This is a genomic window from Nocardia sp. NPDC050378 (genome assembly GCF_040655675.1).
Classification (GTDB): Bacteria; Actinomycetota; Actinomycetes; order Mycobacteriales; family Mycobacteriaceae; genus Nocardia; species Nocardia coubleae.
Window position 1 is genome coordinate 473,005 of the sequence record NZ_JBFAKI010000005.1, and the last position, 20,954, is coordinate 493,958.

The window sequence follows — 20,954 nt, forward strand, 5'->3', positions numbered from 1 at the left end:
GACGTCGGTCGTGCCGCTCACCCGCGGGCTGCCGGGGAATGGGCGAGATACCGCAGTGCATTGTCCATCGAACCCAACTGCGACGGATGGAACCGCGGGTTCAGATAGCGCGGCATCTCGGTCACGAACGTGGTGAAGCTCGGAATGACACCGCGCACCGTCGCGCTGACGAACTGCCGTCCCCACGAGCCGCCCTTGTCGGTGCTCGGATCCTTGCGATACAGGTACGCCGTGGAGATCACGAACAGCGGCAGCAGCGCCGCGCTCGCCAGCACGCCGGTGCGGGCTCGGCGCGCGTAACCACCGTCGACGTGCATATACGCGTCGAACACCACGCTGCGGTGCTCGACCTCTTCGGCGCCGTGCCAGCGCACCAGGTCGAGCATGGTCGGGTGCATGCCGATCTCGGCCAGCACATCGGACTCGAGCAGCCACTCGCCGATGACGGCCGTGAAATGCTCCATCCCGGCGAACAGGCCGAGCCGTTCCTTGAGCCATTCCTCCTTGGCCCGGCCGGAGAGACCCTGATCGCCGAGCACCCGGTCGACCAGCCAGGCGATCTTGGCGACATAGGACTCGACATCGAGCCCGATCAACTGCAGGTGCCGGCGCGCGCCTTCGTGACTGGTGGCGTGCATCGACTCCTGGCCGATGAAGCCGGTGACCTCCTCACGCAATCGGTCGTCCTCGATGTACGGGAGGGCTTCAGCGAGACAGTTCGCCATCGCCCGTTCCCCCTCCGGCAGTACCAGGTGCATGACATTGGTGACGTGGGTGGCCAGCACCTCGCCGGGGATGTAATGCATCGGCACCGAGGAGAAGTCGAAATACACATCTCGTGCCTGGATCGCGTGCGCTTCGTCCTGATAGGAGCGCGTCGTTGCACTGTTATCAGCCATACAGGGACCGTACAGTGCGACAAATAACATCGCAATGTTGCACCTGATGTTGTCCGAGCGCCGACGGAGCGCCTGCTACCGTCGAAACGTGCTCCCCACTGCCGCGACCTCGGAAAAACCGCGCGACGCCGACTCCGTCGAGGAACGGATCATCGATGCCGCCCTCGTGCAGTTCGAACGGGTCGGCGTGCGGAAGACGACGATCGAGGACATCGCCAGGGCGGCCGAGGTAGACCGGGCGACGGTCTACCGCCGGATCGGCTCGCGCGACGATGTGGTGAACGCGGCCTTCGAGCGGGAGGTACGCAGGTTGCTCGCCGACCTGGGCGACATCCCCGCCCGCCACGACACGTTCGAAGCGATCGTCGTCGACGTCTTCACCACAGTGATCGTGCGCTGGCGGACCCATCCGCTGGTCGAACGCCTACTGACCCTCGAGGCCGACCGCATCCTGCCGCAACTCACCGTCGACGGCGCCTCGTTCTTCCTGCTCTCGGTGGCCGCGTCGACCGAGATCCTACGAAAGGTGCTCGAGGACAACCGGTTCCCCGCCATCCCCGACCTCGCCAACCGCGTCGAAGTGGCCTGCCGCCTCGTCCACTCCCTGGTCCTGCAGCCCGTCGGCACCATCGACACCTCCTCCGAGGAAGCCCTGTCCGCCTTCGCCCGCGCCTACGTGGTCCCGATGTTCACCCGCTGACGGTACGAGCCGCTGAACCACTGATCGCACGGGTCGTCGCCCGAAACACCGAAACCCACCCCGGACGACCTCTACCCTCTCGATACCTGGCTACCGTCCACGTCGCAGCGATCAACCATTGCTCCGATACGAGTGGGGGCGGCCCTACTACACTCATCGCATGTCTGTTCGACGGCGGATCACGCTCCTCGCGTTCGCCCTGCTGCTCCCCCTCTCCGCCACCGCCTGCACCGTCACCGGGCCAGGAACAACCTCCGAATGCACCGTCAGCGGTTGCACCGTGACCTTCGATCGGGGCGTGAACGCCAAGGCGTCGGTACTCGGCATCGACGCCGAACTCGTCGCCGTGAACGGCAACATCGTCACCCTGCGCATCGGCGGTCAGGAAGTGACCGTGCCCGCCGGGGAATCCCAGCCCGCGCAGGGGATGGACGTGCGCGTCAGCGAGGTCACCGACGAGAAGGTCGTCGTCGTGCTCTCCACCGGCCTGAACCAGAACTGACGCGCTGGAAAACGTTGTGCGCCATGCTCATCCGAGCACGTTCGGTTGATCGAGGATCCAGCGCCAGGTCCCGTCGGGCTGCCTGCGGGCCACTTCGACGGTCGCCCCGGTACCACCGGGCAGCCGGGAGGACGTGAGCGCGAGGTCGCCCGCGCGTAATGCGGGTGCCTGCGGGCCCGGCTGGAACACCGGACGGTCGGCGACGAGCCGGGCGTAGGCGGCCCTGATCTCCGCGATCCCGGTGGCGACCACACCGTCGGGCAACGCGAGTACCGCGTCGCTCTCGTACAGCTCGACCAGGCCGTCCACATCGCCGGCGTTCAACCGTTCGACCACCAGTCTGCTCAGATCCTCCGGGCGCCTCGCCCGTTCCCTGGCACCCTCGATACTGTCGGTCATCGTCACCCTCCTCGACTCGGGTTGTGCGCCAACGGTAGCGCCGGGGTACGACACAAACCCGACCCCGGCCCGACCCCGGAAACCGCGAAACCTCCGAAAACCCAGGGGCCTTCGGAGGTTTCGCGGACAACTATGGTGTGTCAGCCGATCACAGCGGCGGGAACCCCGACGATCCGGTCGCCATCCAGTTCCAGAACTCCGCAGCGCGGTTCGTCACCAAAGCGATGACGTCGAGGACAGTGCTTCCCATTGTCTTCCTTCATCCGAACGAACACTCTTGCGTCCTCACCATAGCAACCGGCTTCGAGTGCACAACGTTGTGATAACGGACAGATGACAGCCCACTTTGCTGAACAACGTCAAGGCGACCACATCCAGCCACGCAAAGGTCGCGGCAGGATGCCTTGCGGCACAGTCGGACTCAGCGCGGGGCCATCCGGATGGCGCCGTCGAGGCGGATGGTTTCGCCGTTGAGCATCGGATTCTCGACGATGTGGCGGGCCAGCGCCGCGAACTCGGCCGGCCGGCCGAGGCGGGAGGGGTGCGGGACCTGGGCGCCGAGGGACTGCAGGGCCTCCTCGGGCAGTGTCTCGAACAGCGGCGTGCGGAACAGGCCCGGCGCGATGGTGACGACGCGGATCTTGAAGCTCGCCAGGTCGCGGGCGACCGGCAGGGTCAGGCCGACGATGCCGCCCTTGGACGCCGAGTAGGCGGCCTGGCCGATCTGGCCGTCGTAGGCGGCGACCGAGGCGGTGTTGATGATGACGCCGCGCTCCTCACCGACGGGTTCGATGGCCGACATGCGTTCGGCGGCCAGCCGGATCACATTGAAGGTGCCGACGAGGTTCACGTTGATCACCTTGGTGAAGTCGGCGAGCGGGAAGGCGCCCTTCTTGCCGACCGTCTTGATCGCGTTGCCGATTCCGGCGCAGTTCACGGCGATGCGCAGCGGGGCCAGCGATTCGGCGACATCGAGCGCCGCGACCACCGCCGATTCATCGGTCACATCCGCGGCCGCGAAAGCCGCCCCCTCGCCGAGTTCCTTGGCGATGGCCGCGCCGTTGGACGAGGGCAGGTCGACGATGACGACCTTGGCGCCCTTGGCGTGCAGTTCCCGCACGGTCGCCAAGCCGAGGCCCGACGCGCCGCCCGTGACGATCGCGGACGAGTTGACGAAATCCATACTTTTCTCCTGTTTCGGTGACGGCCCACCGATATTGACACACTTCGCCAAAACTGTTTGGCTTTCGCCGTGACCCAGCCAGCTGCCCGCCGTCCCGGCCGCCCCTCCGTGCTGGACACCGCGGCCGTCTCCGCCGGTGCGCTGCGGTTGTGGACGGAACGCGGGTTCGCCACCACGGGTTGGAACGAGCTCGCCGAGGCCACGGGAGTCAGCACACGAACCCTGTTGCGGCATTTCTCGTCCCGATCCGACATCGCCTGGATCGGGGTCGCACCGGCGACGGAGCGGCTGCGCGCGACACTCGCCGGGGCCGGCGCCGAGGATCCGCCCGCGGTGGTGGTCAGGACCGCGATCGTCGAATCGGTGTCGCGCGATCCACGGATCCAGGAACTCGCGCCGGATTGGCTGCGGCTGATCTCGTCGGAGCCGGAACTGGCCGCGACCGCACCGCGGATCTATCGACCGTGGATCGATACGCTGTCGGCCTACCTCGCCGATCGGCTGCCGAACTCCCCCGCTGCCATCTGCCGGGCCATGGCGACTGCCTACCAGTCCGCTACCTTCGCCGCGCTGATCGAGTGGGCGGAGTCAGGGGCGCACGGTGACTGCGCGGATTCGGTGGATCGAATGCTGCGCTGGATGGACCAGCACTTGCCGCGGGGCTGACCTGCTCACGGGAGGAGAACCGCGCGGGACCGGCGCCCGACATGCCGGTCGATCAGGATTCGCGGGCGGCGATCGCGGCCTGGATGCGGCGCAGTGTGCGCAGACCCTTCTTCGCGGCAACACTCACCATGCCGTCGAACACCGTCGAGCCTCGGTCGGTGGCCATCAGCCGTTCCAGTGTCGGCACCGCGCGGTCGTCGCCGGTCGAGCCGAGGGCGACGGCCGCCCAATAGCGCTGATCGGGGTCCGCGCTCGAGGCCGCTTCGATCAGTCGCGGAATGATGTCCGGTGCGAATTCGGACAACGCGCTGGCGATATATCCGATGCGGTAGTAGCCGCGGTTCTCGAATTCGTCCCAGAGGGCGGCCAGTGCCGCGTCGCCCCCGATCATGCCGAGAGCCTCGGCCGCACGCTCACGCATTCCACTGTTCGAGTCCCGCAGCAGAGGCGCGAGCGCCGGAACCACCGATTCGTCACCGAGCACCCCCAGCGCGACTATCGCCTCGTCACGGGCGATGTCCTGCGGATGGTCCAGCATCGCGACCAAACCCGGAACCGCGTCTCGGAAGCCGAGCGCGGCGCACCCCATCGCCGCCCACGCCTGACAGTTGTAGCGCGTGTCGGCCAGGGCGGCGAGCAACGGCTCGCGCAGAGTGTCGTCGCCGAAGACCTTCGCCCGGTTCAGTGCCCGGCTGTAGAGCGTGCGATGGTAGTCCGGATAGTCACGCACGAGCGCGCGCAGTACTTCCTTGGCCGCCGCGTCGCCCTCCCCGGACCGCAGCAGCAACTGCCGCAGGTTTTCCTCGCGTGTGTCGAGGTCACCGTCTTTGAGGAGTCGCGCGTCGGCTGGGTTCACCGCCCAACGGTACCCGGTGACGACTCCCTCCCGAGACCACTGGATCGCCAGGCCGCGACGGCGGGTGACCGGTGGGCCCGTTGCGGTAGGTCTGGATGATCGTTACGCGACCCGGAGATCTCTACGAAGACAACGCCATTCACGGCCACGGCACCGACTCCGACCCTCTCCCTGCGACAACCACCGACCCGGAAGACCGAGCGCAGGTCCTATTACGGATGATGTGGGTCGTCCCGGCTTCCGCTGCGTCCCACATTCTCTGGTTCCAGAAACTTCGAGGGCTGTTTGATATCGGTGAAACAGGGAATCTGCTGTAGTGCCAACCGATCGCCTTGATCGCAGTGCCGCCGCCGAGTGGAGACTGCACAGGAGAACACTATGCAGATTTCGCGCTCGCAGACCCCGACGCACCGGATCGTGAAGGACCGCACCGGCCTGTCCAGCGACTCGGCGGTTTACGACAACCATCTTCTCGCGCAACTGCAAGACGCCCGGCTGCGCGAATTGTGCACCCGCGCGGCGGGACTCTCGATTCAGTCGTTGTTACGGCTGGAAGCCATGGCCGAGACGTTGCGCCGGACCGAGGGCCTCGAACCCGCCGCATCGACTTCCCGCTGGTGATCTGAGGCACCACTGTCACTGCGGGGTTGTGAGCGAGACTGCACTTCAGCGTCCACCGCCGGCGCTGCGGCAGGACCGGGCGCGAGGCAGCCCGCGACCGCGACTCAGGCCAGCCGATGGGTGCCGGCGGCCAGCACGGAACGCAGTTCGACCGCGGTCTGCTCCGGATTCAATCCCTCGGTGTCGAGGACGTTCTGCTCGAGGTCACCCAGGTCGGCGAACGCCCGATGCAAGCCCGTGATCGCGTCCTGGTCCTTCAGCTCCTCACCCACACGCTCCTTCGCGCGATCAAGGGCGGTAGCCAGGTCGGGGCGCAGAACCACGTAGGACACCGTGCGTCCGTGATCGTTTGCGAGCGTGCGGAACTGCGGCAGGAACCACGGCCCGACGATCCCATCGACGACCACGTCGTAGCCGCCACGGGTGTAGACCTCGACGGCTGCGACGATCGCCTCGACGACCACCTCGTTCTGACGCTGAGCCTCGGGCAGGAACGGCAGGACGAATCCCGCGCCGATGGAGCGGTAGAACAGGTCGGTCTCGAGATGAACTGTCGGAACGACTGCCGTGCCGGCGAGAAGGCGGGCGACGGTGGTCTTTCCCGCGGCAGGGGGTCCGGTCACGATGATCACTTCACCACTCATGCCATCGACGCTAGCCACCCGAGCAGGCGAGAAACAGTCTTGTCTTTCCCAGTCGGCTGCCCCGCCGACCCCGAATCCGGTACGGCAACGCCACAATCGAAGCCATGAGTACCGCATCGGCAGTCGCCGTCGCCGTCGTGTTCGTCTGGCTCGGCATGGTGCTGGCCATCTCGTTCCTCGAGGCCCCGCTCAAATTCCGCGCACCGAACGTCAGTCTCGCGATCGGGCTCGGCATCGGCAGGCTCGTCTTCCGCGCCCTCAACATCGTCGAAACCTGTTGGGCGGCAATACTGGTCGTGACGTTGGTACTCGGCCTGCCCGGCACCGCCGCCGGTGCCGCCGTCACGATCACAGTGCTCGCTCTCGCTGTCCAGGTGGTCGTGATCCGTCCACGCCTGACCCGCCGCAGCGACGCGGTACTCGCCGGACTCGACGCACCGCGCTCACACAGCCATTACCTCTACATCGCAGTGGAAGTGGCGAAAACGATCGCACTGCTCGTCGCAGGCATCGCCTTGCTGGGATCCGCCTGACACCTCGCTGACCTGAGTCCTCTCCGAGCACGTCGACCCGGGTAACGCCCGCTCGACAGCGCGACGATCCACCTCGGGACAGACCTTCGAGCTGGAGGGGGCGCCGAGATGATGATCGAAGGGGTCAGTCCGACTCGGCCGCGAGGATGAGCTCCCCTGAGGTCGTACGCAGCTCAGCCAGACGCGACGAGTTCCTCGACCATGGGACCAACTGTCTGCTTGGTGGTGCCGAGGCGAGCGGTGACCTGGGTGACCCGGCAGGCGTGCTCCCGACTGCGGAAGACGTGCAGATGCACCGAGCGCAGGTCGGTACGGATGTCCACCTGGTCGCGCGCTGTTCTGCCGGCTGAATTCAGCGGATCGCTTGCGCCTCCGCACCCTCGCGGACATATACTATTAAATATTATATTTATGAATCCGATGGGTCGTCCTGCGCCCCGTCGATCTGCGTCCATGCCAGGCATGGAGGGAAGCGAGAGACCATGTTGCGTTTCGACGGGAAGGTCGCCATCGTCACGGGCGGCGGCCGGGGGCTCGGCCGTTCGCACGCGCTGCTGCTGGCCTCGCGGGGAGCATCGGTTGTCGTCAACGACTTCGGATCTTCTGCCGCCGGGCAGGGGTCCGATACCTCCCCGGCCGACGACGTGGTCTCGGAGATCATCGCGGCGGGCGGAAAGGCCGTGGCGAACTACGACAGCGTGACCACCGGTGCCGAGGCGATCGTGCAGACCGCGATCGAGGCATTCGGACGGCTCGACATCGTGGTGAACAATGCGGGCATCAACCACATGACACCTTTCGGCCCGGACGCGATCGACGGGATCCGCCAACACATCGAGGTCAACTTCCTCGGTACCGCGGCCGTGACGGCCGCCGCGTGGCCGCATCTGATCGCCTCGGGCGCGGGCCGAGTCGTCAACACCGCTTCGCCGACCCTCGTCGGCTTCGAACAGCAGAGTGCCTATGTCGCCTCGAAGGGTGCCGTCTTCTCGTTCACCCGCACACTCGCCATGGAGGCGCTCAAAGACGGCATCCGCGTGAACGCGGTCGCGCCGACCGCCTATACCCGGATGGCGGCGGAGGCGGAGATCCCCGACGATCTCAAGAAGAAGCTCGAGCAGACGATGACCACCGCGATGGTCTCCCCGACCGTCGCCTACCTCGCGCACGAGGACTGTTCCATCACCGGTGAGACGCTCCTCAGCCAGGGTGGTCTGATGCAGCGCTTCGCGCTCACGATGAACGAGGGCTATACCGATCCCGACGCAACGCCGGAGGACATCCAGGCGAACCTCGACGCGATCCTCGATGATGCCAGCAGCAAGCCGGTCGGCATCATCGGCACGGAGAACGAGGGTTCGCTGCTCGATCTGTTCAACTGACCGGGACCGGCCGGGGTGAGCTGATCACCCCGGCCGAAGATCTGACGCACCGCCGACCCAGTTACCGGAGGAGCACGATTGACCGACACCATGCGCGCACTGGTATCCGGGATCGGACCCGACTGGGTACTCCGGGAAGTCCCCCGCCCGCGACCGGCGTCGGGTCAGATCCTGATCCGCAACCAGGCCGCGGCCACCAACAACGCCGACCTGCCGATGCTGGCCGCGGCCGACCCGACCCACGGCGGGCACGGCAATCAGTTCATCGCCGGCTTCGAATACGCCGGTGAGGTCGTGGAACTCGGCGACGATGTCCGCGCCTGGCAGGTCGGTGATCATGTCATGGGGTCGATCCCGTCGTCGTTCGCCGAATACGTCGTCGCCGATCAACGTTTCGTCCTCCCCCGCCCCGACGGCCTCGACCCCACCGTGGCATGCGCGTTGCCGACTGGTCTGCTCACCGAACACGGCGCACTCACCGTAGCCGGCTTCACCGCCGGCCAGAGTGTGCTCATCACCGGCGCTGCCACCGGCATCGGGCTCATCGGCGCCCAATTGGCCAAAGCCCTAGGCGCGGCCGAAGTCATCGGGACCACCCGTAGCGCCGCGAAACGCGAGATGCTGGAGGATGTTAGCTCTGGCGGAGTTTCGGCACGCCGCCGATCGGCTCCGATCGGGTGAAGCGGTCGGAAAAATCGTCCTGCGCATCGTCTGACGGCTGAGGCACCTCGTCGTCGCGGGGCGACTCCCCCTCAACGCAGCTGTCGCAATGCTCGCTCGGCGGCGTTGGCACCACACATTCCGTGGGCACCGGGTCCCGGCGGGGTTGCCGCCGAGCACAGATAGTGGCCGGGTATACCAATATCGTAGGGCTGCAGGGTCTTTCGGGGGCCGAAGAGCAGCTGGGACAGATTCTTGGCACCGGTCATGATGTTTCCGCCGACGTAATTGGGGTTGTACTCGGCGAATTCTGTAGTCGTGCGGGTGGTCATGCCGACCACGCGGTCCCGGAAGCCTGGTGCGAAGCGTTCGATCTGGGCGATGATCGCTGCGGTGGCGTCTCCGGTGTAGCCGTTGGGGACGTGCGCGTAGGTCCACACCGGGTGTATCGAACCTGCTGATCGCCCGGGATCCGCGAGGTATTGCTGGCCGACCAGGACGAAGGGACGCTGCGGCATTCGACCGACGTGGATGTCGCGTTCAGCTGCGGCGATCTCGTGGAAGGGGCCGCCGAGATGCACTGTGCCCGCACGGTGAGCATTCTCGTTCACCCATGGGACGCCCCCGTCCACGGCGAAGTCGAGTTTGAAAGCACCAGGACCGTATCGGAATCGCCGATACGCCCGGGCCGTCCGCGTGGGCAGCCGGTCGGCGAGAATCCGCGCGACCGCTGTCGGCGCGAGGTCCCAGACAGTGATGTCGGACATCGGCAGGTCCGCGATCGAGCGCACGTGCACCCCGGTTTCGATCTTGCCGCCGTGATCGGCCAGGACATCGGCCATGCTGTCGGCGATCCGCTGGGAGCCGCCCACCGCCACCGCCCAGCCGTAGCGGTGGCCCGCGGTCAGGATCCCGAGCCCGATGCTGGCGCTGAGTGGCTGTTCGAGTGGCTGGAAGGCGTGGGCGACGACGCCGCCGAACAGCGCACGTCCGGCTTCGGTGCGGAACGCGCGCGCGAGCAGTGCGGCGGGCATGGTCGCCGGAATACCGAAGCGGGCCAAGCGAATCGGATGATGGGGAATCCGCAGCAGTGGGCGCATGATGTCGTCGCCGATCTGGTCGTAGCTCGCGACCGGCCGTTCGAACAGGGTGCGCCAGAGCTGTTCGTCGGCGCCGAGGCCGGTGGCGGTGTCGGTGACCGAGCGGTGCAGGACGCCTGCGCTGCCGTCGTCGAGTGGGTGGACGCAATCGAGTTCCGGCCACGCCCACCGCAGTCCGTACCTCTCCAGGTCGATGCGGCGCAAGAACGGCGATCCGACGGCCATCGGGTGGATGGCCGAACAGTGGTCGTGCAGCAGTCCTGGCAGGATCGCCTCGCTCGAGCGGGTGCCGCCACCGATGGTGTCGGCCGCTTCGAGGACCGTCACCTCCACGCCCGCCTTGGCCAGGGTGATGGCCGCGGCCAGTCCGTTGGGTCCGCTGCCGACCACTGTCGCCGTTGTCATCGATCCGTCCTCTCTCGTGGTGCTGGTTGCCTATTCGGCGGGCTGGGGCACGGTGTCGCCCCGGCGCGGTTCGACCCGCGCACCGACGTCTTCACGCCGCCAGGTGACCCGGTGTGGGATGGGCCCATCGGGCAGCCACGGCTGCGCCGCGACCGCGTCGGCGACCTCCCAAGTCCCGCGTTCGATCACCCCGAGAGCGGCGTCGACGACCATGTATTCCTGGGTGCTCTTGTGTATCGGCTGCGACTCCACCCACACCACGATCCATTCTCCCGGGGCGAAGCCGACCCGCGCCTGGACCGCGTTGACGAGGTCGAGATTGTGCAGGTGACCGTCACCGAAGTTGAAGCCGATCAGCGAGTTGCAGGCGAACTCCGCTTCGCGCACAGTCCAGCGATCGATCTCCGGAACGTGCTTGTACAGCAGGGAGAACAGGCCGCGCCCCTGGCTGTGCATGGAACGCCAGGCGATGGTCTGCTGCATGGTGATCTCGGCGACGGCGGGCGGGTAACCCATGGCCTGCAGCTGGTCGACCTGGTTGTCGGCGGGCCGGTGGGCGATGGTGTTGAGCTTGGCCTCCGCACCCGGCGCGAACGCCCACAGGGCCGAGGCCCAGTTGCCCGCGTACTGGCGCATGGACGGCAGGAACGACACCAGGTCCGGGCGCAGATTACCCAGCACCGGGAAGAAGAACAGCGCGGCCGCGATCGCCAGGGTGAGCCACGGCGAGGACATGTCGAACACCCCGTAGCCCTCGGAGTTCGGAAAGCCGAGGAACAGGAAGACGGTGAGGTAGGCGAACAGGATGTTCCACTCCAGCGGCACCGCGAGCGGGAAGGTGGAGGTGATGAACAGGTGGAAGATCACCATCATCGCGACGCCGGCCAGGGTCAGCCAGTGATTTGTCGAGAACAGCAGCACGATCGGGGTGAGCACCTCGACCGTGGTGCCCCCGACATGGGCCATGAACGAGGCCACGCGCGAGGGGCGGATATCGCGGGGGAAATCGCGGTAGTGCGCGCGCTTGATCGACCGGAACGGCATCGACGGACTGTTGGACACCATGGGCGGCACCACATTGGTGAAGTGCTTGCCGAACTTCGACACCCCGGCCCCGATCCACACGATCACGATCAGCAGCTTGGCCGCGATGATCATGTCGGTGAAACCCAGCACCGCGAAGAAGACCAATGCGGGCAGGTACTGCTCGCCGCGGGCAGCCAGGAAGATGGTCTTGTCACGCAGACCGCACAGGATGAGCAACACGATCGGGGCGATCAGCAGCGCGGGCCGGATGAGCCCGGAGGTGTTGTCGGGCAGCGCGTCAAGCAGCGAGGTGGTGGTACGTCCCGGGGCCACCAGGGCGACAGCCAGCGAGGCGAGCAGGCCGAGGTACAGGACGACATCGAGCAGGGTGCGCGAGTCGCCGTCGGTGAACGGCACCCGATGCCAGGGCCGCAGGCGAATACTGCCCGGCCTGGCCCAATACAGGATGCCACCGGTCATCGGCTTGAACTTGCCCGCGAGTGGCCCCCAGGAACCGGCCAGGCCGATCGCCTCGAGCAACACCGTCCACAGCACCAGCTTCTGGTAGACGATCGGCTCGTTCCACCACTGCCCGACGTCCCAGAACGGTCCGACGCCCGAGGTCGCCGTCGCCGCCAGGACACCGCCGAAGATATAGAGCACCAACAGTTTCGCGATGTAGACCGTGTGGATCATCTTCGGCGTGCCGAATCCGTATTCCACCCAGTGCAGCGCCAAGGCCCGTACCCGGTCGCGCAGTGGGAGATCCAGAAATGTCTCCGTGTCGACCGGCGGAAAGTCTGCCGTTTTGAATCCCATGACCCGATTCCCTTCTTCCTGTTTTCGGGTGCGGACAACCGCGACCGAAAGTCCGGCTTTCGTTCGAAATGAATTGCGGCGTAATGCCGCTCAGGCGGAGGTCGCCAGCACCCGCAATCGCTTCTTGTCGATCTTGCCCACCGGATTGCGGGGCAATTCGTCCACGAACACGATCGCGCTCGGCACCTTGAACGCGGCCAGTTCGGCCCGGCAGTGCGCGGTGAGCTCCTCGGCGGTGACCGTTGCCCGCGGGGCCGCGACCACATGGGCCACCGGCACCTCACCGAGCACCGGGTCGGGGACGCCGACCACGGCCGTTTCATGGACCGCCGGGTGCCGGTAGAGCGCGTTCTCGATCTCCTTGGGGTAGAGGTTCTCCCCGCCCCGGATGATCATGTCCTTGATCCGGTCGACCAGCACCAGGTAGCCGTCGGCGTCGAAATGGCCGACGTCGCCGGTGTGCAGCCAGCCGTCCACCACGGTCGCGGCGGTCTCCTCCGGTTTGCCGAGGTAGCCGCGCATCACGTTCGGACCGCGCACCACGACCTCACCGGGTTCCGCGCCGCTCGTCAACGCCCCGTCCGCGTTCATGATCGCGACCGTCTGCCCGGGCAGCGGCAGTCCGACGGTTCCCGGTTTGCGTTGCCCGTCGACGGGATTCAGCGTGGAGGCGCAGGTGCCCTCGGACAGGCCGTAGCCTTCGACGATCGGCACGCCGAAGCGCTGTTCGAAGCGGGCGATGAGTTCGGCGGGCATGGGCGCCGCGCCGCAGATCGCCACGCGCAACGAGGAAACGTCGCGACCGGGCGCTTCGGGCTGGGCCGTCAGCATCGCGTAGATGGCGGGCACCGCCGAGAAGTAGGTGGGCCGGACCGCGGCTACGGTGTCGAAGAAGCCGGAGGCAGAGAACTTGCCCGCGACGGTGGCCTGCCCACCCGCCAGCAGGGGCGAAAGGACGCTCACCACAATGCCGTTGACGTGGAACAGCGGCAGGACCAACAGGCTGTGATCGGTCTCGTTCAAGCCGAGCGACTCGATGACCATCGCGCACATGGCGGCGAGATTGTCGTGGCCGAGCAGCACACCCTTCGGCCTGCCCGTGGTGCCGCTGGTGTAGATGATCAGCGCCAGGTCACCGGTCGAGGTGGCCGCGGCGACCTGGCCCGCCTGCTCGCGCAACGCGGCGACATCGAGAGTGACCGAGGGACGGTCGGTTTCACCGACCACGACCCGCGCACCGGAGTCCTGGACCTGGTATCGGATGTCGTCGTCGGTCAGGCCCGGGTTCACCGGCGTGAGCGCGGCGCCGAGTCGCCAGGCCGCGAACAGGGTCACCACCAGGTCCACCCGGTTGGGCAGGACGACCGCCACGACGTCGTCGGGCCGCACACCCGCGCGGTGCAGGACCGACGCGGCGGCCTCGACGCGAGCCAGGAACCGCGCGTTCGACAGGGTCTGAGTATCGTCGGCGATGCAGGGCCCGTGTGGGTCGGTTACTGCCCTGACCTGGGGCAATTCGGCGATGTGTCGCATGATTCCTCACCGGTCGCGAATGTGATCTGAGTTACATGACCAACGGTAGGGTGCGCGGTGAGCACCGACTACGGGCCGGGAGTCCAGCGTTGCGGACCCGCGTTGTGCCACGAGCACAAACGGCACCGAGCACGGCCGCACCGGGGGTACTGTCTGCGGCCATGGTCCACGACAACGATCCCTTGGTGCGCGCGGTCGCGGGCCGGATCAAGACCGACCTGGCCGGCCTGGCACCACGAATGACCACGATGTTCACCGAGGTCATCCCAGAATTCCGGCACGACGACGAGGTGCGAAGGCTGATGGAGGCCAGCACCGAGTCCAACCTGTCGGCGATCCTGGACATGCTCACGTTGGCCATCGGGCTCGACGACATCACCGTGCCGCCCGCGGCCGCCGAGTACGCACGCCGCTTCGCCCAGCGCGATCTGTCCCTCGAGGCGCTGCTGCGCGCCTATCGGCTGGGCGAGCACATGTTCGTCCAGTGGACGATGACGCTGCTGGCGGAACTGAACCCGCCCACCGACGTGGCGCTGGCCACCGCCGCGCGTATCGCCGACCTGGTCAACAGCTATATCGACCAGGTGATCGAGGGCCTCATCGACATCTACGAGAGCGAACGGCGGCGCTGGGACGCGCGCACCGACGCGGCCCGCGCCGCCCAGGTGCGGGCCGTCCTCGACGCCGACGACCTGGATGTGGGTTCGGCCGAGCAGATGCTGTCGGCCTCGCTTCGGGGCTGGCACCAGTTCGCGATGCTGTGGACACCACCTGGAACTCTTGACCCGCGCGCGGCACTGCGTGCGGGCACCGGCCTGTTGGCAGCAGCCACCGGCAAGACGCCGATGACCGTCGAGGTCGACGACCACAACCGATGGGTGTGGATTTCCTCGGTGGCACGCCCGGCACTGGACACCGCGCAGCTCGCCGAAGACCTGCGCGCCCACCCGAATCTGTCCATCACCCTCGGCGAACCGGCCAGCGGCCTCGACGGTTTCCGCCAGACCTTCCGCGACGCCCAGCAGGCGCGTGCCGTCGCGCTCACCGGCCGGCGCCACGGCCTCACGCTCCACTCCGACGTGGCGTTGACCGCGCTGTTCGCCGACCGGGTTCCGGAGATGCAGGGCTGGGCCCGGCGTGTGCTCGGCGCATTGTTCGGCCCCGACGAAACAGCGGCGCGGCTGCGCGAGACCGTCCACGCGTTCCTCGACGCGGGCGGCAGCTACACCGACGCCGCCGCCCGCTTGCACGTGCACAAGAACACCGTCCACTACCGGGTGCGCAAAGCCGAAGAGCTGCTCGGGCATCCGCTCGGTGAGCGCAGGCTCGACGTCGAGGTCGCCCTGCTGGCCTGCGCCCAGCTCGGGCTCCCCGACGCTACCCGCCGCGTCGACGGAGCCAGGTGAGATAAACCGAGGGCCTTGTCCCGCAGCGCGCCCACCGGCCAGCCCTCGGGTTGCGCAGCACACGGGAAGTGCCGGGCCGGTGGCGAGCAGATCGAGCGCAACCCGCTAGCGCGAATTCGGAAGCCATGTCACGACATCGGGCCACAGGATGAAGCCGATGGCGACGATCACCATGGCGACCGCGTAGGGGGCGGCTCCCTTGAACACTTCGACGGTGTCGCGCCCGGTGGCGCGCGCGACGACGAAGACGTTCAACCCGAGCGGTGGGGTGATCAGGCCGATCTCGCCCATGAGAACCACGAAGATACCGAACCAGATCACGTCGTAACCGAGCGTCTGCACCAGCGGCAACACGATGGGCACGGTCAGCGCGATGATCGCGATCTGGTCCATGAAGAAGCCGAGCACGATGTACATCACCAGCAGCGCGAGCATGATGGCGAGCGGGGGAACCGACAGGCCCTCGATCCAGGTGACCATCGACCCCGCGACCTTCGTCTGCGCGAACGCGTAGCCGAACACGTGGGCCGCGATCACGATGGCGAAGATCATCGCGCTGGATTTGACCGAGTCGACGACCGAGTCGACGAACCCGCTCACCGTCATCTTGCCGCGCGCCACGACGAGCAGCGCGGCGACCAGGCAGCCGATCGCCGCCGATTCGGTCGGCGTGACGATGCCGAGATAGATCAGCCCGACCACCGCGAGGAACACCACCGCGATCGGCAGCGCCTCCACGATCGCCTTGACCTTGGTGAGCAAGGAAGACCGTTCGCCACGGGGCATGCGGGACGGGTCGCGCAGGGCGGGCAGCATCATCGCGATCAGCAGCGCGACCGCGATGATCAGCCCGGGAACCAGACCGGCGATGATCATGTCGCCGACGCTCGTTTCCGCGGTGACGGCGTAGAACACCAGGATGACGCTGGGCGGGATCATGCCGCCGAGGGTGCCGACCGAGGCCACGATGCCGGTGGCGGTCGTGGGCCGGTACCCCTCGTCGATCATGCGCTTGCTGGTGGTTTCGGCCAGTGTCGCCGCGGCGGCGGTCGAGGAGCCGGAGATCGCCGCGAAACCGACGCCCGCCGCGGTGGAGGCGATGCCGGTTCCGCCGGGGATCCGGCCGAACATCGTGCGACCCGCGTTGAACAGCGAGTCCATCATCCCGGACAACAGCATCAGATGCGCCATCAGGATGAACAGCGGAATCGCCGACAGCGACAGCGACTGGACCGACCCGAGCGGCACCGCCTCGAGCACACCGAGGCCCGCGCCGAGCGACAACTGCAACAGCAGTCCCGCGAGCCCGGCGCCGAGGATCGCGAACGACACCGGGACCCGCATCGCGATCAACGCGATGAGCAATACTGCCATGACGAGCGCGATCATCGCGCACCTCCCGCGATGTGGGTTTCGGAGTCGCTTGTGGCCGTGGTGTTTTCCACGGCGTCACCGGGGTCGTAGTCGGTGGCTGTCACGTTCCACGGGGCGATCAGCTCCCTGGCCAGGTCGATGAGCACCACGATCATGCCCAGCACCATCGACAGGGGCAGGATCGCGCGCATCACCCACCCGGGGATGAGCAGCTCCGACGAGCCACGCACCGGTCCCTCGTCGATGTCGATCGCGAACAGCAGGCCCTCGGCGCCCGCGACGAGCAACGCGCCCATACCGAGCAACAGCACGAGGTAGGCCAGGATCAGCAGGATTTTCCGCAGTCGGACGCCCATCCTATAGAACAGGCTGGTCACCGCGACGTGGGCGCCGCTGCGATAAGCGGTCACCAACCCGAAGAAGGCGACGATGGTCAGCAGGTACATCTCGATGAACGCCACCGACCACCCGAGAGTGATCGTGAAGAAGGTGCGAAGCGTCACATCGATCAGGGTCAGCACGACGATCGCGACGATCGCGACCCCGGAGATGACGCCGCAGACGGCCGAGATGCCGTTCTGGATTCGGTCGAGACCAGGATGCTCTTCGGTGCGGTAGCCGAACATGGTGCGCTGGGCCGCGCCCTGGCGGAACGGATGGACGATGGTCATTTCGCCGCCCCTTCGACTCGGGCTTCGATCGCGTCGAGGACTTCGCGGGCGTCCAGGCCCGCCGATTCCAAATCGCGGACCCATTCCGCCCTGATTCCGGCGAGCGCGGCATCCCATTGCGGCCGGGTCTCCGGGCTCACCTCGTCGAAGTGGATTCCGGCGGCGCGCATCGCGTCGACGGCTTTCGCGTCGGCGGCGGCGATCGAGGTGCACGCACCCGCGCGCGCCACCTCGGCGGCCTCCCGCACCACCCGACGTTGGGTGTCGTCGAGTTCGGCCCAAGTGTCGGCGTTCATGGTGAACCAGATGGTGCTCGAGCCCAGATTCGCCCGCAGCGTTCCGTACCGCAGCACCTCCTGGAAGCTATAGGAGAGCACGGCGTAGCGCGGCAGCAGCGCGCCGTCGATCGTTCCGCGCGAGAGCGCCTCGTACATGTCGCCCACCGGCAGCGAAACCGGTGCTACACCAAGGCCTTTCGCGACTCGGTCACCGACTCCGCCGGGTGAACGCACCAGCAGGCCCGCGAGATCCTCCGGCCTGGTGGCGCGGCGATCAGCGGTGAACACCTCGATCCCGGACACCGCGGCGCCCCACAGCGGCACCACACCGCGCTTCTCGATTTCCTTGTCGTAGATGATCCCGCCCGGCTTCACCAGGGGGTCGAGAACCTGGATCGTCGCGCACGGGTCCTCGGTCAATCCCGGCAGGTCACCCACGCCGGTCAGCGGGAGTTCGTCGGCCAGGTAGGCGGGCAGCGCGAATCCCATGTCCACGGCCCCGGTCCTGACCAGCGTCAGCATCTCCTGGGTCTTGCCCAGTTGTCCGGCGCCGTAGTAGTCCAGATGCAGGCCGACCGCGGGTCCGTGCTCACGCAGATAAGCGAAGAACGGCGCGGATCCGCCCTTGCTGACGGGGTGCCCGCCGGAGAATCCGTCGGCCACCACCAGCGTGATGCCCTCGGAGTCGTGGTGCGACGAGCCACAGCCCACGGTGGCGATCATGACCGCGGCGAGCGCGGCCAGCACAGCTTTCGGACGACGCTTCATGGGCTTGCCACCACCCGAGCAAGCTCCGGGCAACCGGTCGATCGCGGCAGTCGAGGCTGCTGGATCGCACTCGGATGAGATGACGCGATGGTTGGAACCCACGCTGCTCTCCGTCTTCATCAGGGGTGGCCTGCGCCACAGTTCCGCATAATATATAAAGCACTGTATCAAGAAGTGTGACGCGTCACTAGGGAAGCGGTGGAACCCACCTGATCACCCGCTGCGGACGAAGTTCTCGAAAACCCGATCTGCAACCTTGCTAATCGAATATATTAAATTTTCTGCTCCGCTCCGATAGCGGTCCGGCGCAGATCCCGCGCTGTCCGGCGGCAGATCCTGCCTGTCGGCAAGCCTCCCTCGCTACCCGGTGGCCTGCGCGTCGAATTCGAACCTTCCCGAGGAGAATCGTGAAATCCACCCGTCTGGTCGGCGCCTGTGCCGCCGCGTTCAGCGCCCTGGTCCTGACCTCGGCCGTTGCCGCTGCCGACCCGCTCAGCGTCGACATCGCCCCCGGCGTGAGCTACACCGCTTACAAGGATGGAACCGCCGCCGTCATCGAGATCCAGCACGGAGCGCTGATCGTGGACAACGGTCAGTTCCAGATCCGGTCCGACCGTGGCGAGATCTTGGCGGGCGTGCCGCTCGAGTTCAACGTCGACGACATCGCCTTCCCGATCGACGTGACCATCACCGGCGATACCGCACGCCTGACCCCCGCACTCGATCCCGCCCGCGCCCACTACCGGCCCGTCGCGCTCCCACACCAGGAACAGGCACCGTGGAAGTCCCCGTACGACCGGGAGCAGGCCGCTTGGTCGCGCATGACCTCGACCATCTCGATGGGCGCGGCCGTCGGCGCTCTGGTCGGGGCGGTCGGCGCGGGCACGATCGGCTGCCTGCTCGGCGGCGTGACCGCCGGTGTGGCCACCGGACCGCTGGCGTTGCTGTTCGGTGCGGGCCCGGTGGCGGGTTGCCTCATCGGCGCCGCAGCTCTGGCCCCGATCGGCGTGCTGAGCGGCGCGATTCTGGTCGGCGCTCCGGTGGCGATCGCGGCTGTCATCCAGTACCAGGACACCGTCAACGCACCCTTCCCCGCCCAGAAATAGGCGGCCGGTGGGCGGCTCATCGGGAGCCGCCCACCTCGCGCCGCGAAGTGACCCCAAGCTCCCGAAGGACACGTACGTGACACAACTCGCGCAAGAGCAAACGCCGGCCGCCGCACCCCTACCGGCCCCCGGCCCTGGAACAACCGGGTGGGGCCTGACCGGGATGCTGGTGGTCCTCTACCTCCTCAATGCCTCCGACAAGGCGGTGTTCGGCCTCATCGCGCAGCCGCTGCGCGAGGATCTGGGTCTGAGCGCCTCGCAGATCGGGTTCACCGGCAGCCTGTTCTTTCTCGCCTTCACCGTGGGTGGGTTCCTGGCGGGCCCGATCAACAAATTGCTGGCGCTGCGGTGGTCGATCGCGTTGATCGCCGTGCTGTGGGGTCTGGTCATGCTGCCGCTGGTGGTGTGGGCGACCTTCGCCGTGCTGCTGCTGAGCAGGATGCTGCTCGGCTTCACCGAGGGGCCCACCTCGGCGCTGCTGCACACCGCGGCGTACTCGTGGCATCCGCCGAACAAACGCGGTCTACCCAGTGGGCTCATCCTCACCGGCAGCATGCTGGCCAAGATGGCCGTCGTTCCCCTGCTGGCGCTGGTTGTCGCCGAATACGGGTGGCGCGCGGCGATCATCGTGCTCGCCGCGGCGACCGCGCTGTGGTGCGTGCCGTGGCTGCTGACCTGGCGGCCGGGACCGTACCAGGTGGGTGGCAAGCGTGCCGCGCCCGCGGACGGCTCGACGGAACCCGCGGTGCCGTGGCGTCGGCTGCTCACCTCGAAGACCTTCGTGTCGGCGGTCGTCGTCGCGATCACCGCGTACGCGTTGATGTCGGTCGTGTTGACTTGGCTGCCTTCGTATTTCGAGCAGGGCCTCGGCTACTCGCGGCTGGAGTCGGGTGCGCTGTTCGCCGCACCGAGCTTTGTCGGGATCGCCACTCTCGTCGGCGGTTCGTGGCTCAGCGACCGCGGGGTGAGTCGTGGCCTGTCGACCCGGCTGGTGCGCGTGGTCGTGCCGTGCGTCGGCGTCATCGTGGCGGGCGTGCTGCTGCTGAGCCTGCCACTGCTCGGGTCGCCGCTGCTGGCGGTGATCGCGGTGTCGGTGGCCTACGGTTTGGTGGTGGCGATCTTCCCGCTGCTCAACGCCGCGGTGATCGCGACGTGCCCGCCGCGTCAGACCGCCGGGGTGATCGGTGCGTTCTTCGCGCTCCAGGCGATCGGCGGCATCGTGGGTCCGTGGTCGATGGGCATCGTGGTAGACGCGTCGGCCAGCAAGGTCGACGGCTACACCGCCGCTTTCCAATGCCTCGGTGTGGTTGGCGCGATCGCCGCGGTGGCGGCGCTGTTCCTCGCCGACCCGCTGCGGGATCGTGAACGCCTGCGCATGACTCGCTGATCCTCGACGAACACCAAGAACGGCCGGGAGACAACG

The 20,954-nt window shown here is 67.2% G+C and carries 22 protein-coding genes; 10 read left to right on the forward strand and 12 right to left on the reverse strand.

Annotated features, from left to right (window positions below; genetic code table 11):
- Nucleotides 1–17 precede the first annotated feature (17 nt).
- The gene (locus tag AB0I35_RS15025) at nt 18–899 is read right to left on the reverse strand and encodes a metal-dependent hydrolase (protein WP_357396464.1); all 882 of its coding nucleotides are present in this window, start codon (nt 897–899) and stop codon (nt 18–20) included.
- Between the two features lie 88 nt (nt 900–987).
- On the opposite strand from AB0I35_RS15025, the gene AB0I35_RS15030 reads away from it, so the two are divergent.
- Both AB0I35_RS15030 and AB0I35_RS15035 read left to right on the forward strand, forming a co-directional pair.
- The gene (locus tag AB0I35_RS15030; RefSeq protein WP_357396465.1) at nt 988–1,599 is read left to right on the forward strand and encodes a helix-turn-helix domain-containing protein; all 612 of its coding nucleotides are present in this window, start codon (nt 988–990) and stop codon (nt 1,597–1,599) included.
- A gap of 160 nt (nt 1,600–1,759) precedes the next feature.
- Complete coding sequence (locus tag AB0I35_RS15035) at nt 1,760–2,101, forward strand: hypothetical protein (RefSeq protein ID WP_067489284.1); 342 nt, start codon at nt 1,760–1,762, stop codon at nt 2,099–2,101.
- A gap of 27 nt (nt 2,102–2,128) precedes the next feature.
- Here AB0I35_RS15035 and AB0I35_RS15040 read toward each other — a convergent pair whose 3' ends face one another.
- Both AB0I35_RS15040 and AB0I35_RS15045 read right to left on the reverse strand, forming a co-directional pair.
- Nucleotides 2,129–2,500 (reverse strand): nuclear transport factor 2 family protein, encoded by a 372-nt coding sequence (locus AB0I35_RS15040; RefSeq protein WP_357396466.1) that lies wholly within the window; start codon nt 2,498–2,500, stop codon nt 2,129–2,131.
- A gap of 421 nt (nt 2,501–2,921) precedes the next feature.
- Nucleotides 2,922–3,683, reverse strand: coding sequence for a 3-hydroxyacyl-CoA dehydrogenase (locus AB0I35_RS15045; RefSeq protein ID WP_357396468.1), 762 nt, complete (start codon nt 3,681–3,683; stop codon nt 2,922–2,924).
- 69 nt (nt 3,684–3,752) lie between these two features.
- Here AB0I35_RS15045 and AB0I35_RS15050 point away from each other — a divergent pair, with 69 nt between their 5' ends.
- Nucleotides 3,753–4,349, forward strand: a complete 597-nt coding sequence (locus AB0I35_RS15050; RefSeq protein WP_357396469.1) for a TetR family transcriptional regulator — start codon at nt 3,753–3,755, stop codon at nt 4,347–4,349.
- A 52-nt stretch (nt 4,350–4,401) separates the two neighbouring features.
- On the opposite strand, the gene AB0I35_RS15055 is transcribed toward AB0I35_RS15050, so the two are convergent.
- The gene (locus tag AB0I35_RS15055; protein ID WP_357396470.1) at nt 4,402–5,205 is read right to left on the reverse strand and encodes a HEAT repeat domain-containing protein; all 804 of its coding nucleotides are present in this window, start codon (nt 5,203–5,205) and stop codon (nt 4,402–4,404) included.
- A gap of 378 nt (nt 5,206–5,583) precedes the next feature.
- Here AB0I35_RS15055 and AB0I35_RS15060 point away from each other — a divergent pair, with 378 nt between their 5' ends.
- Nucleotides 5,584–5,826, forward strand: a complete 243-nt coding sequence (locus tag AB0I35_RS15060) for a hypothetical protein (protein ID WP_357396472.1) — start codon at nt 5,584–5,586, stop codon at nt 5,824–5,826.
- Nucleotides 5,827–5,930: 104 nt separating this feature from the next.
- Here AB0I35_RS15060 and AB0I35_RS15065 read toward each other — a convergent pair whose 3' ends face one another.
- Complete coding sequence (locus AB0I35_RS15065; protein ID WP_357396474.1) at nt 5,931–6,470, reverse strand: AAA family ATPase; 540 nt, start codon at nt 6,468–6,470, stop codon at nt 5,931–5,933.
- Nucleotides 6,471–6,574: 104 nt separating this feature from the next.
- On the opposite strand from AB0I35_RS15065, the gene AB0I35_RS15070 reads away from it, so the two are divergent.
- Entirely contained in the window at nt 6,575–7,003 is a 429-nt protein-coding gene (locus tag AB0I35_RS15070; RefSeq protein WP_357396475.1) for a hypothetical protein, read from the forward strand.
- A gap of 173 nt (nt 7,004–7,176) precedes the next feature.
- Here AB0I35_RS15070 and AB0I35_RS15075 read toward each other — a convergent pair whose 3' ends face one another.
- The gene (locus AB0I35_RS15075; protein ID WP_357396477.1) at nt 7,177–7,326 is read right to left on the reverse strand and encodes a hypothetical protein; all 150 of its coding nucleotides are present in this window, start codon (nt 7,324–7,326) and stop codon (nt 7,177–7,179) included.
- A gap of 159 nt (nt 7,327–7,485) precedes the next feature.
- Between AB0I35_RS15075 and AB0I35_RS15080 the strand changes: the two genes are divergently transcribed.
- Nucleotides 7,486–8,385 (forward strand): SDR family NAD(P)-dependent oxidoreductase, encoded by a 900-nt coding sequence (locus tag AB0I35_RS15080; RefSeq protein WP_357396479.1) that lies wholly within the window; start codon nt 7,486–7,488, stop codon nt 8,383–8,385.
- 78 nt (nt 8,386–8,463) lie between these two features.
- Nucleotides 8,464–9,066, forward strand: coding sequence for an alcohol dehydrogenase catalytic domain-containing protein (locus tag AB0I35_RS15085; RefSeq protein WP_357396480.1), 603 nt, complete (start codon nt 8,464–8,466; stop codon nt 9,064–9,066).
- A gap of 71 nt (nt 9,067–9,137) precedes the next feature.
- On the opposite strand, the gene AB0I35_RS15090 is transcribed toward AB0I35_RS15085, so the two are convergent.
- From AB0I35_RS15090 to AB0I35_RS15100, 3 genes are all read right to left on the reverse strand, one after another.
- Entirely contained in the window at nt 9,138–10,550 is a 1,413-nt protein-coding gene (locus AB0I35_RS15090; protein WP_357396482.1) for an NAD(P)/FAD-dependent oxidoreductase, read from the reverse strand.
- Nucleotides 10,551–10,580: 30 nt separating this feature from the next.
- The gene (locus AB0I35_RS15095; RefSeq protein ID WP_357396483.1) at nt 10,581–12,395 is read right to left on the reverse strand and encodes a DUF3556 domain-containing protein; all 1,815 of its coding nucleotides are present in this window, start codon (nt 12,393–12,395) and stop codon (nt 10,581–10,583) included.
- Between the two features lie 90 nt (nt 12,396–12,485).
- On the reverse strand, nt 12,486–13,928 hold the full coding sequence (locus tag AB0I35_RS15100) for an AMP-binding protein (protein ID WP_357396484.1): 1,443 nt from the start codon (nt 13,926–13,928) through the stop codon (nt 12,486–12,488).
- Nucleotides 13,929–14,089: 161 nt separating this feature from the next.
- On the opposite strand from AB0I35_RS15100, the gene AB0I35_RS15105 reads away from it, so the two are divergent.
- Nucleotides 14,090–15,334, forward strand: a complete 1,245-nt coding sequence (locus AB0I35_RS15105) for a helix-turn-helix domain-containing protein (protein ID WP_357396485.1) — start codon at nt 14,090–14,092, stop codon at nt 15,332–15,334.
- A gap of 105 nt (nt 15,335–15,439) precedes the next feature.
- Here AB0I35_RS15105 and AB0I35_RS15110 read toward each other — a convergent pair whose 3' ends face one another.
- The 3 genes from AB0I35_RS15110 to dctP are packed head-to-tail and all read right to left on the reverse strand — an operon-like array spanning nt 15,440 to nt 18,425.
- The gene (locus tag AB0I35_RS15110) at nt 15,440–16,723 is read right to left on the reverse strand and encodes a TRAP transporter large permease (protein ID WP_357396487.1); all 1,284 of its coding nucleotides are present in this window, start codon (nt 16,721–16,723) and stop codon (nt 15,440–15,442) included.
- Entirely contained in the window at nt 16,720–17,379 is a 660-nt protein-coding gene (locus AB0I35_RS15115) for a TRAP transporter small permease subunit (RefSeq protein WP_357396488.1), read from the reverse strand. The genes AB0I35_RS15110 and AB0I35_RS15115 overlap by 4 nt, the downstream gene beginning before the upstream one ends.
- The gene (gene dctP / locus AB0I35_RS15120) at nt 17,376–18,425 is read right to left on the reverse strand and encodes a TRAP transporter substrate-binding protein DctP (protein WP_357396489.1); all 1,050 of its coding nucleotides are present in this window, start codon (nt 18,423–18,425) and stop codon (nt 17,376–17,378) included. The genes AB0I35_RS15115 and dctP overlap by 4 nt, the downstream gene beginning before the upstream one ends.
- A 407-nt stretch (nt 18,426–18,832) precedes the next feature.
- On the opposite strand from dctP, the gene AB0I35_RS15125 reads away from it, so the two are divergent.
- Both AB0I35_RS15125 and AB0I35_RS15130 read left to right on the forward strand, forming a co-directional pair.
- Nucleotides 18,833–19,531 carry a hypothetical protein gene (locus tag AB0I35_RS15125; RefSeq protein ID WP_357396490.1) on the forward strand — a complete coding sequence of 233 codons (699 nt, stop codon included), beginning with the start codon at nt 18,833–18,835 and terminating at the stop codon, nt 19,529–19,531.
- Between the two features lie 76 nt (nt 19,532–19,607).
- A complete protein-coding gene (locus AB0I35_RS15130; RefSeq protein WP_357396492.1) occupies nt 19,608–20,918 on the forward strand; it encodes an MFS transporter in 1,311 nt (436 codons plus the stop codon).
- The last annotated feature ends 36 nt before the right edge of the window (nt 20,919–20,954 follow it).